This window comes from Nocardia sp. CDC160 (assembly GCF_035818795.1).
Classification (GTDB): Bacteria; Actinomycetota; Actinomycetes; order Mycobacteriales; family Mycobacteriaceae; genus Nocardia.
The window spans coordinates 322294-339822 of record NZ_JAYKYT010000005.1; the positions used below are offsets into that span (position 1 = coordinate 322294).

Annotated in this window: 19 protein-coding genes; 8 read left to right on the forward strand and 11 right to left on the reverse strand. The window is 67.9% G+C overall.

The features are described from left to right. Window positions 1–13 precede the first annotated feature (13 nt). Genes VMT40_RS29145 through VMT40_RS29155 form a run of 3 tightly spaced genes read right to left on the reverse strand, consistent with a single transcriptional unit; the run spans window position 14 to window position 1547 of the window. Complete coding sequence (locus tag VMT40_RS29145) at window positions 14–619, reverse strand: DUF2867 domain-containing protein (protein WP_326362163.1); 606 nt, start codon at window positions 617–619, stop codon at window positions 14–16. Continuing rightward, window positions 616–1110, reverse strand: a complete 495-nt coding sequence (locus VMT40_RS29150; RefSeq protein WP_326362164.1) for a hypothetical protein — start codon at window positions 1108–1110, stop codon at window positions 616–618. Before VMT40_RS29150 ends, VMT40_RS29145 begins: the two co-directional genes overlap by 4 nt. Then, window positions 1107–1547 (reverse strand): DUF6463 family protein, encoded by a 441-nt coding sequence (locus tag VMT40_RS29155; RefSeq protein WP_326362165.1) that lies wholly within the window; start codon window positions 1545–1547, stop codon window positions 1107–1109. Before VMT40_RS29155 ends, VMT40_RS29150 begins: the two co-directional genes overlap by 4 nt. A 110-nt stretch (window positions 1548–1657) precedes the next feature. Here VMT40_RS29155 and VMT40_RS29160 point away from each other — a divergent pair, with 110 nt between their 5' ends. The 3 genes from VMT40_RS29160 (at window position 1658) to VMT40_RS29170 (ending at window position 3871) form a co-directional block, all read left to right on the forward strand. Further along, a complete protein-coding gene (locus VMT40_RS29160) occupies window positions 1658–2923 on the forward strand; it encodes a sensor histidine kinase (protein WP_326362167.1) in 1266 nt (421 codons plus the stop codon). Further along, window positions 2887–3567, forward strand: a complete 681-nt coding sequence (locus VMT40_RS29165) for a response regulator transcription factor (RefSeq protein WP_442790074.1) — start codon at window positions 2887–2889, stop codon at window positions 3565–3567. Before VMT40_RS29160 ends, VMT40_RS29165 begins: the two co-directional genes overlap by 37 nt. A gap of 97 nt (window positions 3568–3664) precedes the next feature. Further along, a complete protein-coding gene (locus VMT40_RS29170) occupies window positions 3665–3871 on the forward strand; it encodes a hypothetical protein (RefSeq protein ID WP_326362169.1) in 207 nt (68 codons plus the stop codon). 59 nt (window positions 3872–3930) lie between these two features. On the opposite strand, the gene VMT40_RS29175 is transcribed toward VMT40_RS29170, so the two are convergent. The 6 genes from VMT40_RS29175 to VMT40_RS29200 all read right to left on the reverse strand — a co-directional run bounded on the left by VMT40_RS29175 (window position 3931) and on the right by VMT40_RS29200 (window position 10349). Beyond that, window positions 3931–4581: a universal stress protein gene (locus VMT40_RS29175; protein ID WP_326362171.1), complete on the reverse strand. Its 651-nt coding sequence runs from the start codon at window positions 4579–4581 to the stop codon at window positions 3931–3933. Further along, complete coding sequence (locus tag VMT40_RS29180) at window positions 4578–6698, reverse strand: glycosyl hydrolase family 65 protein (RefSeq protein ID WP_326362173.1); 2121 nt, start codon at window positions 6696–6698, stop codon at window positions 4578–4580. Before VMT40_RS29180 ends, VMT40_RS29175 begins: the two co-directional genes overlap by 4 nt. A 131-nt stretch (window positions 6699–6829) precedes the next feature. Then, on the reverse strand, window positions 6830–7729 hold the full coding sequence (locus VMT40_RS29185; RefSeq protein ID WP_326362174.1) for a universal stress protein: 900 nt from the start codon (window positions 7727–7729) through the stop codon (window positions 6830–6832). A 29-nt stretch (window positions 7730–7758) separates the two neighbouring features. Beyond that, on the reverse strand, window positions 7759–8346 hold the full coding sequence (locus tag VMT40_RS29190; protein WP_326362175.1) for an Rv1733c family protein: 588 nt from the start codon (window positions 8344–8346) through the stop codon (window positions 7759–7761). A gap of 6 nt (window positions 8347–8352) precedes the next feature. Beyond that, window positions 8353–9438, reverse strand: a complete 1086-nt coding sequence (locus tag VMT40_RS29195) for an Acg family FMN-binding oxidoreductase (RefSeq protein ID WP_326362177.1) — start codon at window positions 9436–9438, stop codon at window positions 8353–8355. Beyond that, entirely contained in the window at window positions 9435–10349 is a 915-nt protein-coding gene (locus tag VMT40_RS29200) for a universal stress protein (RefSeq protein WP_326362179.1), read from the reverse strand. The genes VMT40_RS29195 and VMT40_RS29200 overlap by 4 nt, the downstream gene beginning before the upstream one ends. 200 nt (window positions 10350–10549) lie before the next feature. Between VMT40_RS29200 and VMT40_RS29205 the strand changes: the two genes are divergently transcribed. The 4 genes from VMT40_RS29205 (at window position 10550) to VMT40_RS29220 (ending at window position 13553) form a co-directional block, all read left to right on the forward strand. Then, on the forward strand, window positions 10550–10975 hold the full coding sequence (locus tag VMT40_RS29205) for a hypothetical protein (protein ID WP_326362181.1): 426 nt from the start codon (window positions 10550–10552) through the stop codon (window positions 10973–10975). Window positions 10976–10993: 18 nt separating this feature from the next. After that, window positions 10994–11572, forward strand: a complete 579-nt coding sequence (locus VMT40_RS29210; RefSeq protein WP_326362183.1) for a hypothetical protein — start codon at window positions 10994–10996, stop codon at window positions 11570–11572. 211 nt (window positions 11573–11783) lie between these two features. Then, entirely contained in the window at window positions 11784–12494 is a 711-nt protein-coding gene (locus VMT40_RS29215) for an SRPBCC family protein (protein WP_326362184.1), read from the forward strand. A 63-nt stretch (window positions 12495–12557) separates the two neighbouring features. Then, window positions 12558–13553 (forward strand): hypothetical protein, encoded by a 996-nt coding sequence (locus VMT40_RS29220; protein ID WP_326362185.1) that lies wholly within the window; start codon window positions 12558–12560, stop codon window positions 13551–13553. Window positions 13554–13619: 66 nt separating this feature from the next. Here the strand turns inward: VMT40_RS29220 and VMT40_RS29225 are convergent, their stop codons facing one another. Next, entirely contained in the window at window positions 13620–14138 is a 519-nt protein-coding gene (locus VMT40_RS29225) for a Uma2 family endonuclease (protein WP_326362186.1), read from the reverse strand. A 498-nt stretch (window positions 14139–14636) separates the two neighbouring features. Here VMT40_RS29225 and VMT40_RS29230 point away from each other — a divergent pair, with 498 nt between their 5' ends. Continuing rightward, entirely contained in the window at window positions 14637–16652 is a 2016-nt protein-coding gene (locus tag VMT40_RS29230; RefSeq protein WP_326362187.1) for an SDR family oxidoreductase, read from the forward strand. Window positions 16653–16859: 207 nt separating this feature from the next. Here VMT40_RS29230 and VMT40_RS29235 read toward each other — a convergent pair whose 3' ends face one another. Then, a complete protein-coding gene (locus tag VMT40_RS29235) occupies window positions 16860–17510 on the reverse strand; it encodes a cutinase family protein (protein WP_326362188.1) in 651 nt (216 codons plus the stop codon). Between the last annotated feature and the right edge of the window lie 19 nt (window positions 17511–17529).

Genomic DNA, 17529 nt, shown 5'->3' on the forward strand with positions numbered 1-17529 from the left:
ATGGGCTCCGGAGTCACGATTCCTGTCCTCCGGCGAGGTGGTCGCGGTCGTGCCAAGCCTGTTCCCACTGTCGCGTCATTGCCGGGTAGACGATCAGGTAGCGGAACGGTTTGATGGCGGCCATGTACAGCTGTCCGAAGATTCCGTTGGGTTTGACCAGGATCGCCATCCGCAGCTCGTAGTCGCCGTTCTCGCCCGGTACCCAGCCCAGGTGCATGATCGCGTGGACGGTCTGGTTCGCCAGTTCCATGGCGGATTCGTTGTCGAGTACGTACAGCTCGGTCATCGGTGTGCCGGGGACGACGTAGTTGTCCTGGGAGGCGGGGATATCGGGCGGCAGGCTTTCGCGCAGCGAGCGAGCTCGCCCCTCGAAACCGTTGTCGGGCTTGTCCCATCCGAACAGCGCGCCGAGCTTCCAGCGTGCCGCCAACAGAAACCGAACCACGAGAGAGGCGTTGGCGGGTCCGGCGTGGGCACGAAGTGCGGCGAGCATCAGCGGGAAGTCGTCCGGCCCGGCACCGGGCGTGCGGAACGACCACACGTCCTCGACCTGGAAGTCGCGGGTGAACTCGTGGATTCGCCACGGCTGGGTGGTATGGGTGTCGGTGGGGATTCTCATCGCGCACCTCCGGTGGTCTCGGGGAGATTGGTTCGGTGGGCGGCGTAGACGAGCATGCCGCTGCAGATCGCCAACACCGGAAAGCCGGTCGGCTCATAGACCAATGCCGAGAAGACGGACCAGACGGCCAGCACCCAGGACACATAACTGGGCAAAGCGAGACCGCGCACGGCGAATTGATGAATGATCGTGGCGAGTAGGAACATCGGCAACGCGAAACTGGCCACCGATGAGTAGAAGAACCCGTAGGTCTCCGGCAGATGACCGAACCGCGGCAACGCGATGAGCTCGCCCGTGAACCATCCACCGATGGAGGTGTGTGCTCCGGCAAGGAATGTCGTCATATGGACGACGCAGCCCGCGATAAGCAACCGAGCCGCCCAAATGGTGAGGGTTCGAGCGCGGCCTATAATCGGCCGCAGCGCAGCAGAACTCATTTCTCCCGAAAAGCTTCCGCGCGATCGAGCAGGACGAGACTGGTTGATCGTCATGATGCGGACACCTCACTGTGTACTGCCACCTGACGCGCCTGACGTCGGGCGGCGACCAGCAGGATGGCGATGGAAATGAATCCGATTTCGAGCGGGCTCGGCCGTCCGCCGAGACCGTCGACCGCGATGATCCACGCGGCGATGATCACTGCGAGGTAGGGCGGCGGAACCAGTCCCTGCCGACCGATCCAGCTGATGGCCAAACCGACCACGATCAGCGGCACGCCGAAGCTCGCCACCGATACGAAGAACGCGCCGACGATCGGCTGTGGTGAATCGAGGTTGATGTTCGTATCCCACAGCTCGCCCGTGAGCCAGTCGCCGAGAAACTGGCGAGTGTCGACGAGGGCACCGATGGTGTGACCGGTACCGAGAAGAGCGAGGAGGCGTCCGGCCCACATGACCGCTCGGGGACTGCCGAGAGAATTGGTTGTCATGGATTCGACTGTCGTCGAGCGGGCCGTGTCGACGCTTCCCGCCGCCGAGTGAATTCGCCTCCCTCGCACGGGGGAACCGGCGGGCACCGCCGCTCTGGAATGATCGACCCATGCGAGTGGCTGTGCGGGCGCTGCGCCGGGCGGTGGGTCCGCTGGTGCGATCGTCGACGTATGCCCGTGGCGTATACGTGTTCTTCGGCGGGGTCGTCTGCATCCCGTACGCCGCGCTGGCGGTGATCTTCGTGATCGGCCTGCGCCGCGACGACGCCACCGCGGGAGGCATCGCGCTCATCCTCGCGCTGGCCCTCGTCGCCGTCGCCGGGGGCGGGGCCGTCACCTTGCTGCCCGGCGTGCGCACACTCGAAATCGTCACCGTGCGAGCGCTTTTGGGTGTGAAGCTGCCGGATCCGGACCCGGCGTCACGCCAGACGTGGGAGGCGCGGACGCGCGGCTCGGTCTTCTACTTCCTGACGCTGGCGGTGGGCGGCTGCGTGTCGAGCCTGGTCATCATGTCGATTCCGCTGGGGGTCACCATGCTGCTCGTGCCGTTCTCCGGTTCGCACGCGGTGACCCTGACCTTGACCCGGAGATTCGCGCCAGCCGCGCACAGCACCCCGGCGGCGATCCTGATGGGCTGCGCGGGTGCGGCATTGCTGTGTGCCGCGGTGTATCTGCTCGCGGGTGCGGGGGCACTGCTGGCCCGAGCGGCCCCGATACTGCTCGGACCGACACAGGCCGATCACGTTGCCGCGCTGCGGCGGCAGGAGCGCAAGCTGGCCGCGGGCAACAGGCTCGCGCGGGAACTGCACGATTCGATCGGCCACGCCCTGACCGCCATGACCATGCAGGCGGGTGCCGCCGGGCGGGTCCTGGACGACGACCCGGAATTCGCGCGCCGGGCACTGCATCTCATCGAAGAGACCGGTCGCAGCGCCCTCGGCGAACTCGACGAGGCTTTGGGAATGCTGCGCCGTGGCGTCGACGAGGAGCTGTCCGGCTCGACACTGGCGGGTCTCGACCGATTGACGGCGGGCTATGCCGGGGCGCAGGTGCTCAGCACCGTGACCGGCGACCTGAACGCGGTGCCGCCCTTGGTATCTCGCGAGGCCTTCCGAGTGCTCCAGGAGGCGCTCACCAATGCGGTCCGACACGGCGACGGCGGGCCGATCGACCTCGTCGTGCGGGCGACGCCCTCCACCGTGCGGCTCGAGGTGACCAATGGCGTGACCGCCGGGCGCGGCCGGGGAACGAGCGGGCGCGGATTGATCGGTATGCGCGAACGCGTCCTCATGCTCGGCGGCGAACTGCGCGCGGGTGCCTCGAGCGATCGCTGGTCGGTGTGCGCGACACTGCCGTGGCCGGAGCCCGCGCCATGATCGCGGTCCTTGTCGTCGACGACGATCCGTTGGTTCGCATAGGGCTGCGCGCGATCCTCGACGCCGAGCCCGACCTCGAGGTCGTCGGCGAGGCGCAGGACGGCACCGAGGTCACCGACCGCGTGCGCGAGCTGGGCCCCGACATTGTATTGATGGATGTCCGGATGCCGGAAATGGACGGCATCGCCGCCACCAGAGAGCTGTTGACCGCCCTGCCGCACCCGCCGAAGGTCGTCATGATCACGACCTTCGAGAACGACTCCTACGTGTACGACGCCCTACGGGTCGGTGCCGCGGGCTTCCTGCTGAAGCGAGCACGCCCCGCAGAAATCGTCCAAGCGGTCCGCACCGTCGCAGCAGGCGACTCCCTGCTCTTCCCCGACGCCATCCGCGCCCTGGTCGCCGCCCGCGCCGAGCCCGCGAATTCCGCTCTGGCACATGTAAAACTGACCGAACGCGAAGCCGAGGTCCTGCGCGCCATGGCCCGCGGCCAAACCAACGCCGAAATCGGCGCCTCCCTGTTCCTCGGCGTCGAAACCGTCAAAACCCACGTCGGCAATGTCCTCATGAAACTCCGCGCCCGAGACCGCACCCAAGCCGTCATCCTCGCCTACGAATCGGGATTCATCGCCCCGGGCCGATAGCGGTCGACCGACTCGGGCCCCTAACGGCCCTAGGTCCCGAAAGGATCGGGAATATGGCCTCTGACCCGCACTTCCCCGTCCGACCAGGCTGTACCCCATGACATCTCGAACCTCCACCGCATCAGTCGGCACACTCGCCGCCCTGATCGGAACGGCGATGGTGATCGCAATCCCCTCCGCCATCGCCCTCCTGCCCTCCTGGGCCTCGGAATACGGCCCGACCCTGGTCGGCCTAGCCTTCCTCGAATACGTGGCCATCGCGACGGGCCTGGTCTGGTGGGGCATCCACCAACTGCGGTCATGACCGCACTCTGAAAGACAGTCAGGGCGAGGTCTTTTCGGTACTCACCGACCAACCGGCGTTCAGGCCGGTGTGGTGGGGATGAGGAGGACTGGGACGGGGGCGGCGGAGAGGGTGTGGCGGACGGTGCGGGCGCGGCCTTCGGTGAGGTGTTGGGACCAGCCTAGGACGATCAGGTCGGAGTGGGTGGCGGCTAGGTCGAGGATGTGGGCGCCGGGGGTGCCGCTGCGGAGGGTTACGGTGTGGCAGGAGGCGGGGAGGTAGGGGGCGCAGAAGCGGGCGTGGAATTCGCGTTCCCAGGCGGGGCGGGCGTGGGCGGCCTGGTCCCAGTGGGCGGGGGCGGTGTTTTGGTCGAAGACGTGTAGGACGGTGATCTCGACACCGGCGGCGCAGAACAGGCGGACCGTCTCCGAAATCGCTTGGGCGGCTTCCTCGGTGCCGTCCAGGGGGACCAGCACGCGCTCGAGAGCGTAGTCGCCGGAGGTTTCGGGCGGTACCACCACGAGCGGTACCGCCGAGTGCTGGGCGATCACCCACGGGCCGTGGGCGCGGGTCATGACGCCGAGCAGCACGTCGGGATCGCCGAGGGCGCGGGCGAATTCCTCGGCCGAGATGTCCGCCGGAACGGAAACCACCTCCGCGTCGGTCACTTTCGCCAGTGCGGCGGCAACGGCGAAGGCCGTCTCGGACATGCGGACCACGATGGTGTTCATGAGGCGTTTTCCTCGATTGCGGGCCACCAGAGCGAGCTGGCGACCAGACGTGCGGGCCGATCCCCCACCGCAACCCGGAGCGGTCCGTCGGTGTGCACGCCCACGCCCTCGGGTGTGACTTCCAGGCGCACACAGCGACCGAGACATCGAAATGCCAAGCCCAGCCGCGACCATCGGCGGGGCAGCACCGGCCGCAGGCTCAGCACGCCCGCGTGGACCCGCGCGCCCGCGAACCCGCTCAGCATCGCCTGCCACACCCCGCCCAGGGTGGCCAGGTGCAGTCCCGAGGCGGTCGAGCCAGAGCGGTCGTCGAGGTCCAGCCGCAGTGCCGGGCGCAGGGCTTCGAAGGCCTCGTCCGGTCGACCCGCCCGGGCCAGGAGGGCGGCCATTACCGCGGGCGACAGCGATGAGCCGTGCGTGGTGCGGGGGCCGTAGAAGTCGAGATTGGGCAGCAGGGTGCCCGGCGCGACGTCGTCGGGCAGGAGATGATGCAGCATCAGCACATCCGGCTGTTTGATCAACTGCGAACCCGCGACCCGACGCTGGCCCAGCAGCACGTCGGCGGCCACGGGAGCGTGGGCGACCTCCGCGGCCAGCAGTGGTTCCAGACCGAAGTAGCCGGTGAACTGTTCGTAGCGGCCGTCCGGGCCGAGCTGGTCGACAATGCGATCGGCCAAATCCCGCCAGGCCGCGAATTCCTTTGCTTCGTCAGCATTTTCGGGATGCAGCCGGGCGGCGCGACGCAGGTTCCAGCGGGCCATCACATTGGTGAAGGCGTTGTCGTCCACCGTTTCGTGGTATTCATCGGGTCCTATGACCTGATCCAGGTGCGCCCGGCCGTGCGCGTCCAGCCGCAGCCGGGACGCCCAGTACCTCGCCGTCTCGACCAGCAGCTCACGCGCCGTCGTCGCCAGGTAGTCGGTGCGCCCGGCCCATTCGGCGAAATGGTCTGCGCCCCAGGCGACATCGGCGGTGATGTGCTCTTCCAGCGTCCCGGTCAGAATGGGAACCGGTGCGCCGCCGAGGAATCCGGCGCGCGGGGTGACATCGGTGCCGTCGGTGGCCGACTCCCACGGGAAGCGCGCACCGCGACGGCCCTCGGCGCGCGCCCGCTCCCGCGCGGCATCCAGCCGTCGCAGCCGGTAGGCCACGATCGCCTCGGCCGCCTCCGGATCGATGCTCACCATGGCGGGCAGCACGAAAGCGTCAGCGTCCCAGAAGACATGGCCGCGATACCCGGACCCCGAGATGCCCCGGGCCCCGACCGCGGACTCACCGTGCGCCCCGGCATTCGACCACAGCTGGAACAGCGCGAACCGCACCGCCTGTTCGGTCTCCGGATCGTCGGGCAGGTCGATACCGACCGTGGACCAGCGCCGGGCCCATGTCGCACGCTGCTCAGCCAGCAACCGATCGACCCCGCGCTCCCAGACGCGCGGCAATTCGTCCAGAACCCGCGCCACACCGGTGCGCCGCGCGTCATCGGCCGCGAACACCGCGACCCGGTCGAGTCGCTCGATGCCGTCGGCGTGGGTTCGCGACTGGGCGGCGGCTGCCGCGATAGCGGATCCGGACGCGGATTCGACTCGCACACCGCGTGTTTCGATGCCGGGCAGCTGTGTCAGGCCCGGAATATCGGTCGTGTCACCCGCCGCCTCCGGCGGCACCAGCAGCGGTTGCTCCGCCGCGAGCAAACCACCCGGTGCCTCCACCCGCATCACCATGACGCCTGGTCGCGCCGCGCAGGCGAAGCGCAGGCTGCGAAACTCCCCCGCCGCGTCCGCGCGGTACAGCACGCCCGAACGCAGATCCAGGAACTGCTCCGCGCGCGGCATCGGGGCGAGCTCGAGCCGGGTCCACGTGGGACCCGCCATCAGCTCCTCCTCCGGACCGGTGCCGGTGTACACCCCCGCGACGAGCACCTGTGGCTCCTGGGTGGACGTAGCTTCCTCCACGACACCGCGACTCGCGATGCCACCGGAACCTACGGTGTACACCGTGGCATCGGATACGTTGTGCCGCACCGCATTTCCCGTGATCGTCCAGGGCAGGTCCGTGCGGTCGCCGACGGCGCGGGGCGTGGCGGTCACATCGGCGGCCGGATCCGGTGCTGTCATGTCCGCTGAGATGTCATGGCCACCACATCCTCCGTTGGGTGGGGCGATCAGTCCTTCACTATCGATGGTCCGCCGCGCACCGCCCGACGTCCAGGTGAGAAATTCGGGCCCGGGCGATCCGAGCCCGACGCTCACTCGGGGCGGACGATCAGGGTCGGGCAGTCGGCGCTGTGGAGGAGGGCGTTGCTCGTGGACCCCAGCAGCATGCCGGTAAAACCGCCGCGGCCGCGACTGCCCAGGACGAGCAGTTGGGCATTGTCGGATTCGTCGAGCAGGGCTCGAACGGGCCTGTCCATCACCAGGATTCGGTTGACCGCGACGTCGGGATAACGTTCGGCGTGACCGGCCAGTCGTTCGGCGAACAGCTCCTGTTCCTGTTCCCGGACGGTGTCCCAGCCCGGGGCGGGCAGGTAGAAGCTGCTGGTGTCGGTCCAGGCGTGCACGGCGGTCAGACCGACCTTGCGCAAAGAGGCTTCCTGGAAGGCGATGTCGAGGGCGGGCTCGCTGTTGGGGGTGCCGTCGACGCCGACCAGAACCGGCTTCTCGGCGGAGATCGGGTCGGTGGCGGACGTGCCGTGGACGACGGCGACGGGGCAATGCGCGTGATGGGCGATCGCGGTGCTCACCGAGCCGAGCAGACCGCGACCCAGCGCGCCCAGTCCCCGACTGCCCACCACGACCGAGCGCGCCCGCCGCGAGAGTTCGATCAGGTACGGGATCGCCGGTTCCATCGTCACCTCGGTGGAAATCTCCAGCGCCGCACCGGAAGCCGCGATTCGAGCAATGCGACTCGCCTCCTCCACAATGCGCTCGCCGTCCCGGTTGAGATAGGCGATATCGGCCTCGGACAGCAGCGGAACCGGTCCGAAGCCGACATGGATGGCGACCGAGGTGATGATCCGCAAGGGGCAGCCGTGCAGGGTGGCGTCCACGGCCGCCCAGGCGGCGGCCTGATAGGAGATGGCCGAGCCGTCGACCGCCACGACGATCGGCGGGTTCAAGGGGCGCTGGGCAATGGTTTCGTCGGTCATGACTGACTCCTAATGATTCCTTGTGGCACTTACGTTCCGATGGGACGCGCGATGCGCCGCCATTCGGACTCCCACCGCAGATTGCGTACCCCGCCCAAGGCGAGTTCCATCCCCCACAGCAGCATGACCGCGGTGGTCCCGCTGAGCAGCAGCACCATGAGCCCGATGCCGATTCCGTTGAAGACCGCCGCGTCCGGGCTGTCCGGTGCGCCGGTCGGCTTGCCGTCTGGGCCCAGCCACACCGGCACCGATGCGCCGGACTTCGTATCCGCTTCCACCGCCACGGTTCCCGTCGCCTCGGCACCGGCGCGCACCCAGCGCACGGACGCCTGATACCCGCCGTCGTGATATGGGCTCGACGACGGAGCCCGGGTGGCGTCCGCGACCGCGGTCGCCGACACCCGCACCTTCGCGGCGTTATCGGCTTTGATCTGTTCCGCCGTCCGGGTGTACGTGGTGGTGCCGATCGCGCCCGCGACCGGCACCATGAACACCAGCACGACCACGATCAGCGCCCGAATCACCGATTCCCAGCGATCCGACGGGCGCATCAGCGGATTCAGGCTCCACGGCCGCAGGCGCCACACACGCAGCCCGACAGTGGGATTCGACGACATCTTCGATCACCTCGATGAGTCGGTGGGTTCGAGGGGCCGCAGCACGTCCTGCAGCGGCAAACGCGGGGTGGTGGGCACGGGTTCGGCGCTGGTGGACGCCCAGCCCAGGCGCACGATCAGCTGCGGGTAGCCGAAGCCGCCGAGCAGTTCGGTGCGGATCCGCTCACGCAGGGAGGGCAGTTCCAGGGGTTCGGTGAGCGGGCAGGTGGCCAGGCCGCGGGCGGTCGCGGACAGCAGGATCGCGCTGGTCGCCTCACCGGCCCGCAGCCAGGCCCGCCAATCGTTGGAACCCGTGCACACCACCAGCATTCGGGCGTTCTCGGTGTCGGTCACCACGGCCTCGGACAACCGCGGATCCCCGAAGGGTCGCACGGTCGGATCCGTTCCGGCGACGGCATTGCGGGCGGGTACGCCCGCTGGCGCGGCGTGATGTCCACTCCAGGCGGCCAATTCGGCGACATAGCCCGGGTCCTGGGCATGCTCGGTGGCCGCCTTCTCGAAGGCTCGCAGCAGCCGGGCGCGCTCACCGGTCGAATCGACGCTGTGCACGCGCACCCCGGGCACGGTTCCGGCGGCGGCGATGGCGGCGATCTGACCGTCGGGGATCTCCCACGAGGTGAACCGGCGGCGGTCGCTGTGCCGCCGGGAAATGGCCCGCGCCAGGCGGACCGATTCCTCGTCGGGCCCGGCGTGGCGGAATTCGATCGCGGCCAGATGCGTGCGGTCCTCCGGGTTCGGGAACCGGTGCACCTGCGACTCCCAGCCGAAGGCGCGCATGGCGACGGTCAGATGATGCAGTGCCGCACCACAACTCAGCAGCAGCTCCCGGCAGTCCGGGTCGGCGTGCGGCAGCCTGCGGCTCTCGGCGGCATAGAGCTGGACCGTGGTGTCCCCCAGCCGCCATTCCCACGGCTGGGTGTTGTGCACCGACGGCGCGCGTACCGCCAAAGCCAGTGCGGCCCTGATGGTCTGGTGGTCGGGATGCATGGCGGGACCGTCCTCGTTCTCGTCGGCGATCGATTCGTGGGTGATCAGTTCGCCCGGCGCGTAACGGGGATCGGCGGATGCGAAACGGAAAGCGGCGGTGGTCATCGGGACTCCTCCTGTGTGCGCACCACCAGCACGGGGCAGGTGGCCACGTGCAGCAGTGCGGTGCTGACCGAACCGAGCACCACGCCCGCGAATCCGCCGCGGCCGTGGGTGCCGACCACGAGCAGCTGCGCGCGGTCGGCGTAGTCGAGTAGCGCTCGTACCGGGGTCTCGTAGGTGACGTGGCGTTCCACGCTCACGTCGGGGAACTCCTCGCCGAATCCGGCCAGGCCCTCGGCCAGCAGCACGTCCTCGCCCTGGCGAATGGTCTCCCACCCGACCACCTCGAGATCGAATCCGCTGGTGTCGCACCAGGAATGCACCGCGATGAGCGGGGCCTTGCGCAGCGAGGCCTCCTCGAACGCCATCCGCACGGCGGGCAGGCTGTTCTCGGTGCCGTCGACGCCGACGATCACCGGCTTGTCCACGCCGAGGCGCGCGATATCCGGATCCCCGTGCACGACGGCGACCGGGCAGTGCGCGTGCCGCGCCAAACCGGTGCTCACCGAGCCGAGCACGGCCCGGCGAATCGCGCCGCGACCGCGATTGCCCACCACCACCATCCGAGCCCGCGCGGACCGCCGCATCAGCGCGGGCAGCGCCAATTCGTCGGCCGCCGCACTGGTGAGGGCAATGGTGTTCCCGGGCGCGGCATGATGGGCGATCCGCACGGCCTCGGCCAGTACCCGCAAGGCCTCCGACCGCACCGCGTCCCGATCGGCCACACCCAATGCGGTGAACGGCTCCCGACCGGGCTGCACGCCGTACGCGGCGACCAGATGCAAAGGCCACTGCCGCAGCTCGGCCTCGACCGCCGCCCAGGCGACCGCCTGATACGAGATCTGGGAGCCGTCGACCCCGACCACGATGGGGCGCGGGCTGGTATCCGGCTCGGGGACGGTGGTATCCGACATGGTTCCTCCTGGTCGAGATGTTGTGTCGAGCATCGCGCCCCGGCGATGCCGGTCCCAGAGACCTAGGTCATGCCCGCCGCGGGCCGTCGGGCCCCGATTCCCGGGTCGGAGGTGCAACTTCGCGGGTCGACAATGCAACAGGGCCGCGGTGAGGACCTTGGACCCTGGCCGGTCACCGCTGGCTGGTTAGCGTCGAATCCATGAAATCCCTTGCCCAGCACCTGCTGTGGTTCCTGCCCATGCTGTGGCTCGGCATGGTGCTCGCCATCTCATTCCTGGAGGCGCCGCTGAAGTTCCGGGCCCCGGGCATGACCCTGCCGCTCGGCTTGGCGGTCGGCCGAATCGTGTTCCGCGCCTTGAACACCGTCGAATTCGCGCTCGCGGCGATCCTGGTCGCCGCCGCCGCGATCGTCCGCCCCTCCGACGCCGCCTGGGGCTGGCTGGGCTGGGCGATCTTCGTCCTGGCCACCCAACTCCTGGCCGTCCGCCCACCCCTGACCCGCCGCTCCGACCGAGTCCTGGCGGGTGAGCAACTCCCCCGCTCCACCGCCCACCGCTGGTACGTCGCCCTCGAACTCCTCAAGGTCGCGTCCCTGATCGGCCTGGCCCTCACCACCGCCCCCTGAATCCGAGAGAACACCGTCATGAGCGACATCACGCATACACCCCTCCCGATCGGACAGGCGGCTGCCGCCGTCGCCCGCTGCCTCGTGCGAACCGTCGTCCTGCTGCTGCGCCGACAGGTTCGCCTGCCGCGCGAAAACCTCGGTCTGCGTGTGGGTTTCGCGGACGGCACCTCGGCGCGGGTGTTCCGCGAGACCGTCATCGACCGCCCGGCCCCCACCGACCCCTGCGTCCTGGTGGTCACCTTCACCCTGCGCGTGGTCCGCGGCCGTGGCCATGCCCTGTTCCGCCGCGAGAGCCTGCTCAACACCCTGCTCTTCGCCGGGTTCCCGGGCCTGATCTCCAAGCTCTGGCTCACCGACGACGAACGTGGCCGCTACCGCGGCCTCTACGAATGGAACGACCCCACCTCCGCCGAGGCCTACGCCCGTGCCCTGTGGCGCGTGCTCGCCCTGGTCAGCGTCCCCGGCTCGATCGATTACCAGGTCCTGCCCGGCCTCCGCCGGGGCGATCTGCTCGCCTCGGCGGGCCTTCCGGACCCGGAAACCTCCCTCGACTGGTGGCAGCCCACTGATTTCGCCGCGGCCGAACCCGCCTGACCGCCATCCGGCACGGCGACATCGGAATGATGCCGACTCGCCCGGGGCGGTGCGAATGGAACTGAACTGTTTGCCTTCAGAATCGGGGACGATCCGTTATCGACAGGCGAAGGTCACCGGCAGGAAGGACGCAAGTGAGGCCCTCGGGCCCTTCGGCAATGCCGTCTCGCGGCACAGGATCGGAGTCGACTTCGAGCGAGAGGGAACGGTCATGAGGACTTCGAGGGCGGTTCTGGTGGGGTTGGCGTCGGCGGTGGGTGGGCTGGCCGTCGGGTATCGGCTTTTCGTGCGCAATCGGTGTCTCACCTGGGGTGCGACTGCTGAGGAGGCGGGGAAGGGGATGCCCGGTGATGGGCTGCTGAGCGAGCCGGACCTTGTCACCACGCGGGCGATCACCATTTCCGCTACGCCGGAGCAGATTTGGCCGTGGCTGGTGCAGATGGGGCCGGGGCGGGGTGGGGCGTACACGTATGACTGGGTCGAGAATCTGCTGGGGCTGGATATGCACAGCGCCTCGGAGGTTCTGCCGGAGTTTCAGGATCTCGCCATCGATGACATCCTGCCGATGGGTAAGACGGGTCCCCGTATGCGCGTGGCCATTCTGAGTCGGCCGTACGCGTTCGCGCTCGCTTCCACCGATCACCACTGGGTGTGGGCGTTCGAGCTTTACGAGAGCGATGGCGGCACCCGGCTGCTCAGCCGCAATCGGATCAAGCTACCGAATCATGGTGTCCTGCAACGGTTCTTCTACATGTTCGTGATGGAATCGGGGAGTCTGATCATGGAACGCAAGATGCTGCTGGGCATCAAGGAGCGCGCCGAGCGTGCGCGCCCGCTGCCCGCCGCGCCTACCGACGAACGTCACGATCACGCCGATCTGCATGCCGGGCGCAACTGGCCCACTCGAACGCTCGGAGTCTGAACGCTATCGATCCTGTTCCTCCGCTCTGCCCCCACTCAGTGACAGCGAAAGGCGGTGTGCACCATGATCAGTGCGGCATCCGAGGCCGTGACCGGGAATCCGGCACCCTTCACCTGGGTCACGGCCGTGTCCATGGCCGTGTTCTGCGGCATTTTGTGGCTCATCGTGGATTACATGCGCACCCATCCGCGCCCGGCGATGTGGGTGTGGGGGCTGTCGCTTTTGACCTTCCCCCTGTGGATTTGGGGCCCGGGCCGCGATATCGGGCTGATCAACTGGTTCTCGTGGGCGAAGATTCTGTCGGTACTGATTCCGCTGACCCTGGTCGGCGCGATGCGGATCTCGGTGGCCGAGCAGCGGCCGGGCCGGTTCTGGGAGCTCCTGCGCCATCCGCGCTTCCTGTGGTTTCCCTACGCGATCCTGTTCCTCAATATCGCCGAGGCCACCCTGCGCGACGCCCAGCTCGGCAATTACTGGAACGCGGCGGTCGGGCTGGGGTTGTGCCTGACCATCCCGTACTGCCCGCGCTTCTGGGAGGTCCTGCCCGGCCGCAATGCCGAGCTGGTCGCCTACACGACGATGGCGTGGAACTTCCTCTACACCACCTGGAATCTGTGCTTCACCTTCGGCGGCTATCCCCCGAAGGAAGAGCATTTCGCCGCCAGCATCTGCATTCTCGCCGTCGCCGAGATCTACCCGCTGGTCAAAGGCCGCCCCGAGCTGTACATCATGGCCCGCATCTACACCCTGCCGGTGCTGATGCTGGTGATCGCCATCTACAACATCTTCCCGAAGGTCATGCCCTCCGACGGCTGGTTCAACAACAACGTCTGGATGACCTGGGGCGCAATCAATTTCATCCTCACCATCCCCTACCTGTTCTGGTACACCGCCCAACTGGAAACCGGCCGAGCCTTCGTCAACTTCCGCCGCGGCCGCGCCCGAGCCGACTTCCTCCGCCAACACGGCCCGGCAGTCGAACAACTCACCGCCCTAGCCGACTCCCTCGACGCGGCGGTCGACACCCACGGCCGACCCTCCCGGACCGAGGCGATCTAGTCGGATTGCGCACCGTCCCAAGGGGTTCGGCGTGCAATCCAGGCTGACCCCGGGAGACGGATTCGCTCAGTTCGGGTTGAGTTCGGAGACCAGGCGGCTGCCGGTGAGTTTGTAGTCCTCGCCGACGAGTTCGTACATGCTGACGAAGCCGTCGAGGTCCTCGCCGTCGTGGTCGCCGCGCACGATCCAGAAATGCGGGATGCCGAGCATGGAGTAGACGCGGAGTTTGTCGATGGCCTCGCGGACCTGCGCCGGTTGCCAGACCGCCTCGATGACGGCGAACAGTTCGGCGGGCGCGTGGGTGGTGCTGTGCTTGTCGGGCCGATGCCCGGGCTGGAACACCACTCCGTCGGCCACGAAATTGTGCTGGCCGATGTCGCCGCGCGCGAATCCGCTGTCCGCCACGTATTGATCACCGGCGGCTTCATAACCGTGGTTGCGCCAGAATTCGAGCACCTGGCACACGATCCGGGAATACCAGAACGTGACGGGCATGAGGCTGAGCTCCAATCGACCGGATCGCAATTCCCAGGCCCAGCCGCGCGGCACCGTCGGCAGGGTGTCGAATTCGGCCCGGGTGCGCACGCCGGTGCTGGGCAGATCGAGCTGGTGAATGACCGACTCCTTTCACGACCGCGGGCGATAAGACTGGAACACCTTAACGTCAGATCGCCGCCGCGAGGCGTTCACCAGCACTTTTACCGCTCAGCCGGGCGATTCGGACAGAAGGGACATGCAAATGCGGCGAGCAAACCGACAGAGATCAAACAAGTGAGCGCACGCTCAGGACATTTGACCAGTAGCTAGCGAATTGCCAAGTGCGGCCATGGGTTACACCAAACCCCTTGTTACACATACCAACTCGGATAGCCCGGAGGTGACCATTCCCACATCGGGGATTCGGCGGCTCGAGTTGAACCGCCAACCGAGGATACGTAAAGTTACTCACTAGTTAGGCACGAAGGTGTTCCTACCTCGGCCCGACATTCTGCTAGGGGGCCAATCAACTCACGTCCGCATCCACCGACGCATGTCGGACGAACACCGTTGGGTACCAACACGTTCGTAATTAAGGAGGGGACGATGGTTTCTTACATCGTCACGGGCGGAACCGGATTCCTGGGTCGGCGCGTCATCGCCGCACTGCTGGAGCGCGACCCGGAGGCCGTGGTCCACGCACTGACGCGTGAGGCGTCGGTGGCCAAGCTGCGCGAGATGGCCGACGGCTGGGGGGCCGGAGACCGCGTCTTCCCGCTGGTCGGAGATCTCACCGCGCCCGGTCTCGGTCTTCAGGATGAAGCGCCGCGCGCCGATCACGTCATTCACCTCGGCGCGGTCTACGACATGACCGCCGACGAGTCCGTCACCTACGCCGCCAATGTGAACGGCACCCGCGCGGTCATCGATCTGGCGCTCGAGCTCGGCGCGGTGCTGCACCACGTGTCCTCGGTCGCCGTCGCGGGTGATCACAAGGGCAAGTTCTTCGAGGACGACTTCGACTTGGGCCAGGGCCTGCACTCGCCCTACCACCGCACCAAGTTCGAGGCCGAGAAGATGGTGCGCGAGACCGCGGGCCTGCGCTGGCGGGTGTACCGCCCGGCCATCGTGGTCGGCGATTCCCGCACCGGCGAGATGGACAAGATCGACGGCCCGTACTACTTCTTCCCGGCCATCGCGGGGCTGGCGGCGCTGCCGTCGGAGCTGCCCATGCCGATCCCGGATCTGGGTTCCACCAATATCGTTCCGGTCGACTACGTGGTCGACGCGATGGTCGAGCTCATCAACAAGCCGGGCCTGATCGGGCGGACCTTCCACCTGACCAACCCGGAGCCGCAGCCGTTCATCGAGATCTACAACGCCCTGGCCAAGGCGGCCGGTGCGCCGACCGCCATCGGCACCCTGCCGGGCTCGCACACCGCGCTGCACGCCCTCGGCGGCCTGCCGGGCGTGCCCACGGTGCGTGATTTCCTGTTGGAGCGCTTCGGCATTCCCGCCGAGGTCGCCCCGCACACCTCGTTCGAGTCCACCTTCGTCTCCGAATCCACCCGGGCGCAGCTGCGCGGCATCGAGGTTCCGGCCTTCGAGGACTACGCCGAGACGCTGTGGAAGTACTGGCGCGCCAATCTCGATCCCGATCGCGCCCGCCGCGTCGAGGGCGATCGACTCGAGGGCCGCATCGTGCTCATCACCGGCGCGTCCTCCGGCATCGGCCTGGCCACAGCGCACGCCGTGGCCAAGCGCGGCGCGACCGTGCTGATGGTGGCGCGCACCGAGGAGGATCTGGAGGCCGCGGCCGCCCAGGTCCGCGCGGAAAGCGGTGCGGCACAGGCGTACACGTGCGACATCACCGACGAGAAGTCGGTGGAGCTGCTGGTCAAGCAGGTGCTGGCCGACTACGGTCACGTCGACTACGTGGTCAACAACGCGGGCCGCTCGATCCGCCGTTCGGTGCTCAACTCCACCGATCGCATGCACGATTTCGAGCGGACCATGGCGGTCAACTACTTCGGCGCGGTGCGGCTGATCCTGGCGCTGCTGCCGTCCATGCGGGAGCGCCGCTTCGGCCACTTCGTGAACATCTCCTCGATCGCCGTGCAGACCAAGGTGCCGCGCTTCGCGGCGTACGTGGCCAGCAAGTCGGCGCTGGACAACTTCAGCGAGATCGCCGCGGTTGAGAACGCCGACGCCGGAATCACGTTCACCTCGGTGCGGATGCCGCTGGTGCGCACGGCGATGATCGCCCCGACCGACCTGTACAAGTCGATTCCGGTGCACAGCCCCGACCAGGCCGCCGACATCGTGGTGCGCGCCCTCGAACACCGCCCCAGCCGCATCGACACTCCGATCGGCACCTTCGCCCAGTTCGTCGACACCGTCATGCCGTCGGTGAAGCGCGCGATCCTGCATCAGGGCTTCCGCATGTTCGGTGAGTCGAAGGCGGCCAAGAACGAACAGCCGGTCGTCGAGTCCGCCGACGACACCGAGAAGCCGGAGTCCCGCAGCCCGCTGCTGGCACTGGCCCCGATCGTGCAGCCCCTCATGGGCCTGCCCGCCCCCGCGGCCCGCATCACCAACCGGATTCCCGGCCTGCACTGGTAATCGGCTGCCTCACAACAGTGTTCGGCCCGGCGTGGAACAGCACGCCGGGCCGAACCATTTCGGTACCCACTCGGCCGAGGTGGGACAGGAGCCCTAAGTGCCCATAGCACCTAACGCCCCCACGGCCGCGGATACCCGGACCCGCCCTGGGGTTTCGCTTGTGTCCGTCGAAACCGCCCGAGGGTCGGACCCGTCCCCTCCCCGGGGTCAGATGCGGTCGGCGGCGAAGTTCACCGCCGCCACCAGATCACTGCCGTAGGCCACGTGGGCGTTGGCGTCGGTGCCCGAACCGCACACGGGATCACCGCCCACGCACCAGTCTCCGGTGCGGGACACGTACTGGCCGGGGACATTCCAGCCCAGGCCGCGCACCGGGTCGCCGAAGAGCAGGACCGCGGCGATGCGTCCGCTCAGGTAGTCCGGCAGCTGCACTCGGCCCGGGTACCAGGTGACCGCGCCGGTGCCCAGGGCCGCGTGGACGACCGCCGCGCCCTGCGAGTAGCCGATCACCACGAACTCCTGGCCCGGACAGGCAGCGGCCTGGGATTCCATGTGCCCCACCAGATCCGCGCTGCCCGTGCCCACATTGAAGCTGTAGTCCGCGGGATAGTTCACGCGGTACGCGCTCACCGACACGGGTAACCGGTCCTGCAGCATGCCGAATAAGGGATCGCCGATCTCGTCGCCGAGCCAGCCGGGTTCGCCTGTGCCCCTGGCCACTACGACGTCCACGGCGGCGCATCCGTCCGCGTGGGCCGTCGACTGTGGCACGAACACGGTCGCGGCGATCACGGTCAGTGCCGCGAAGCCCCAAGCCGTACGCCATCTCCCAGGCAGCAACACCTTCCGGTCGCCCATTGTCCTCACCTCTCACGTC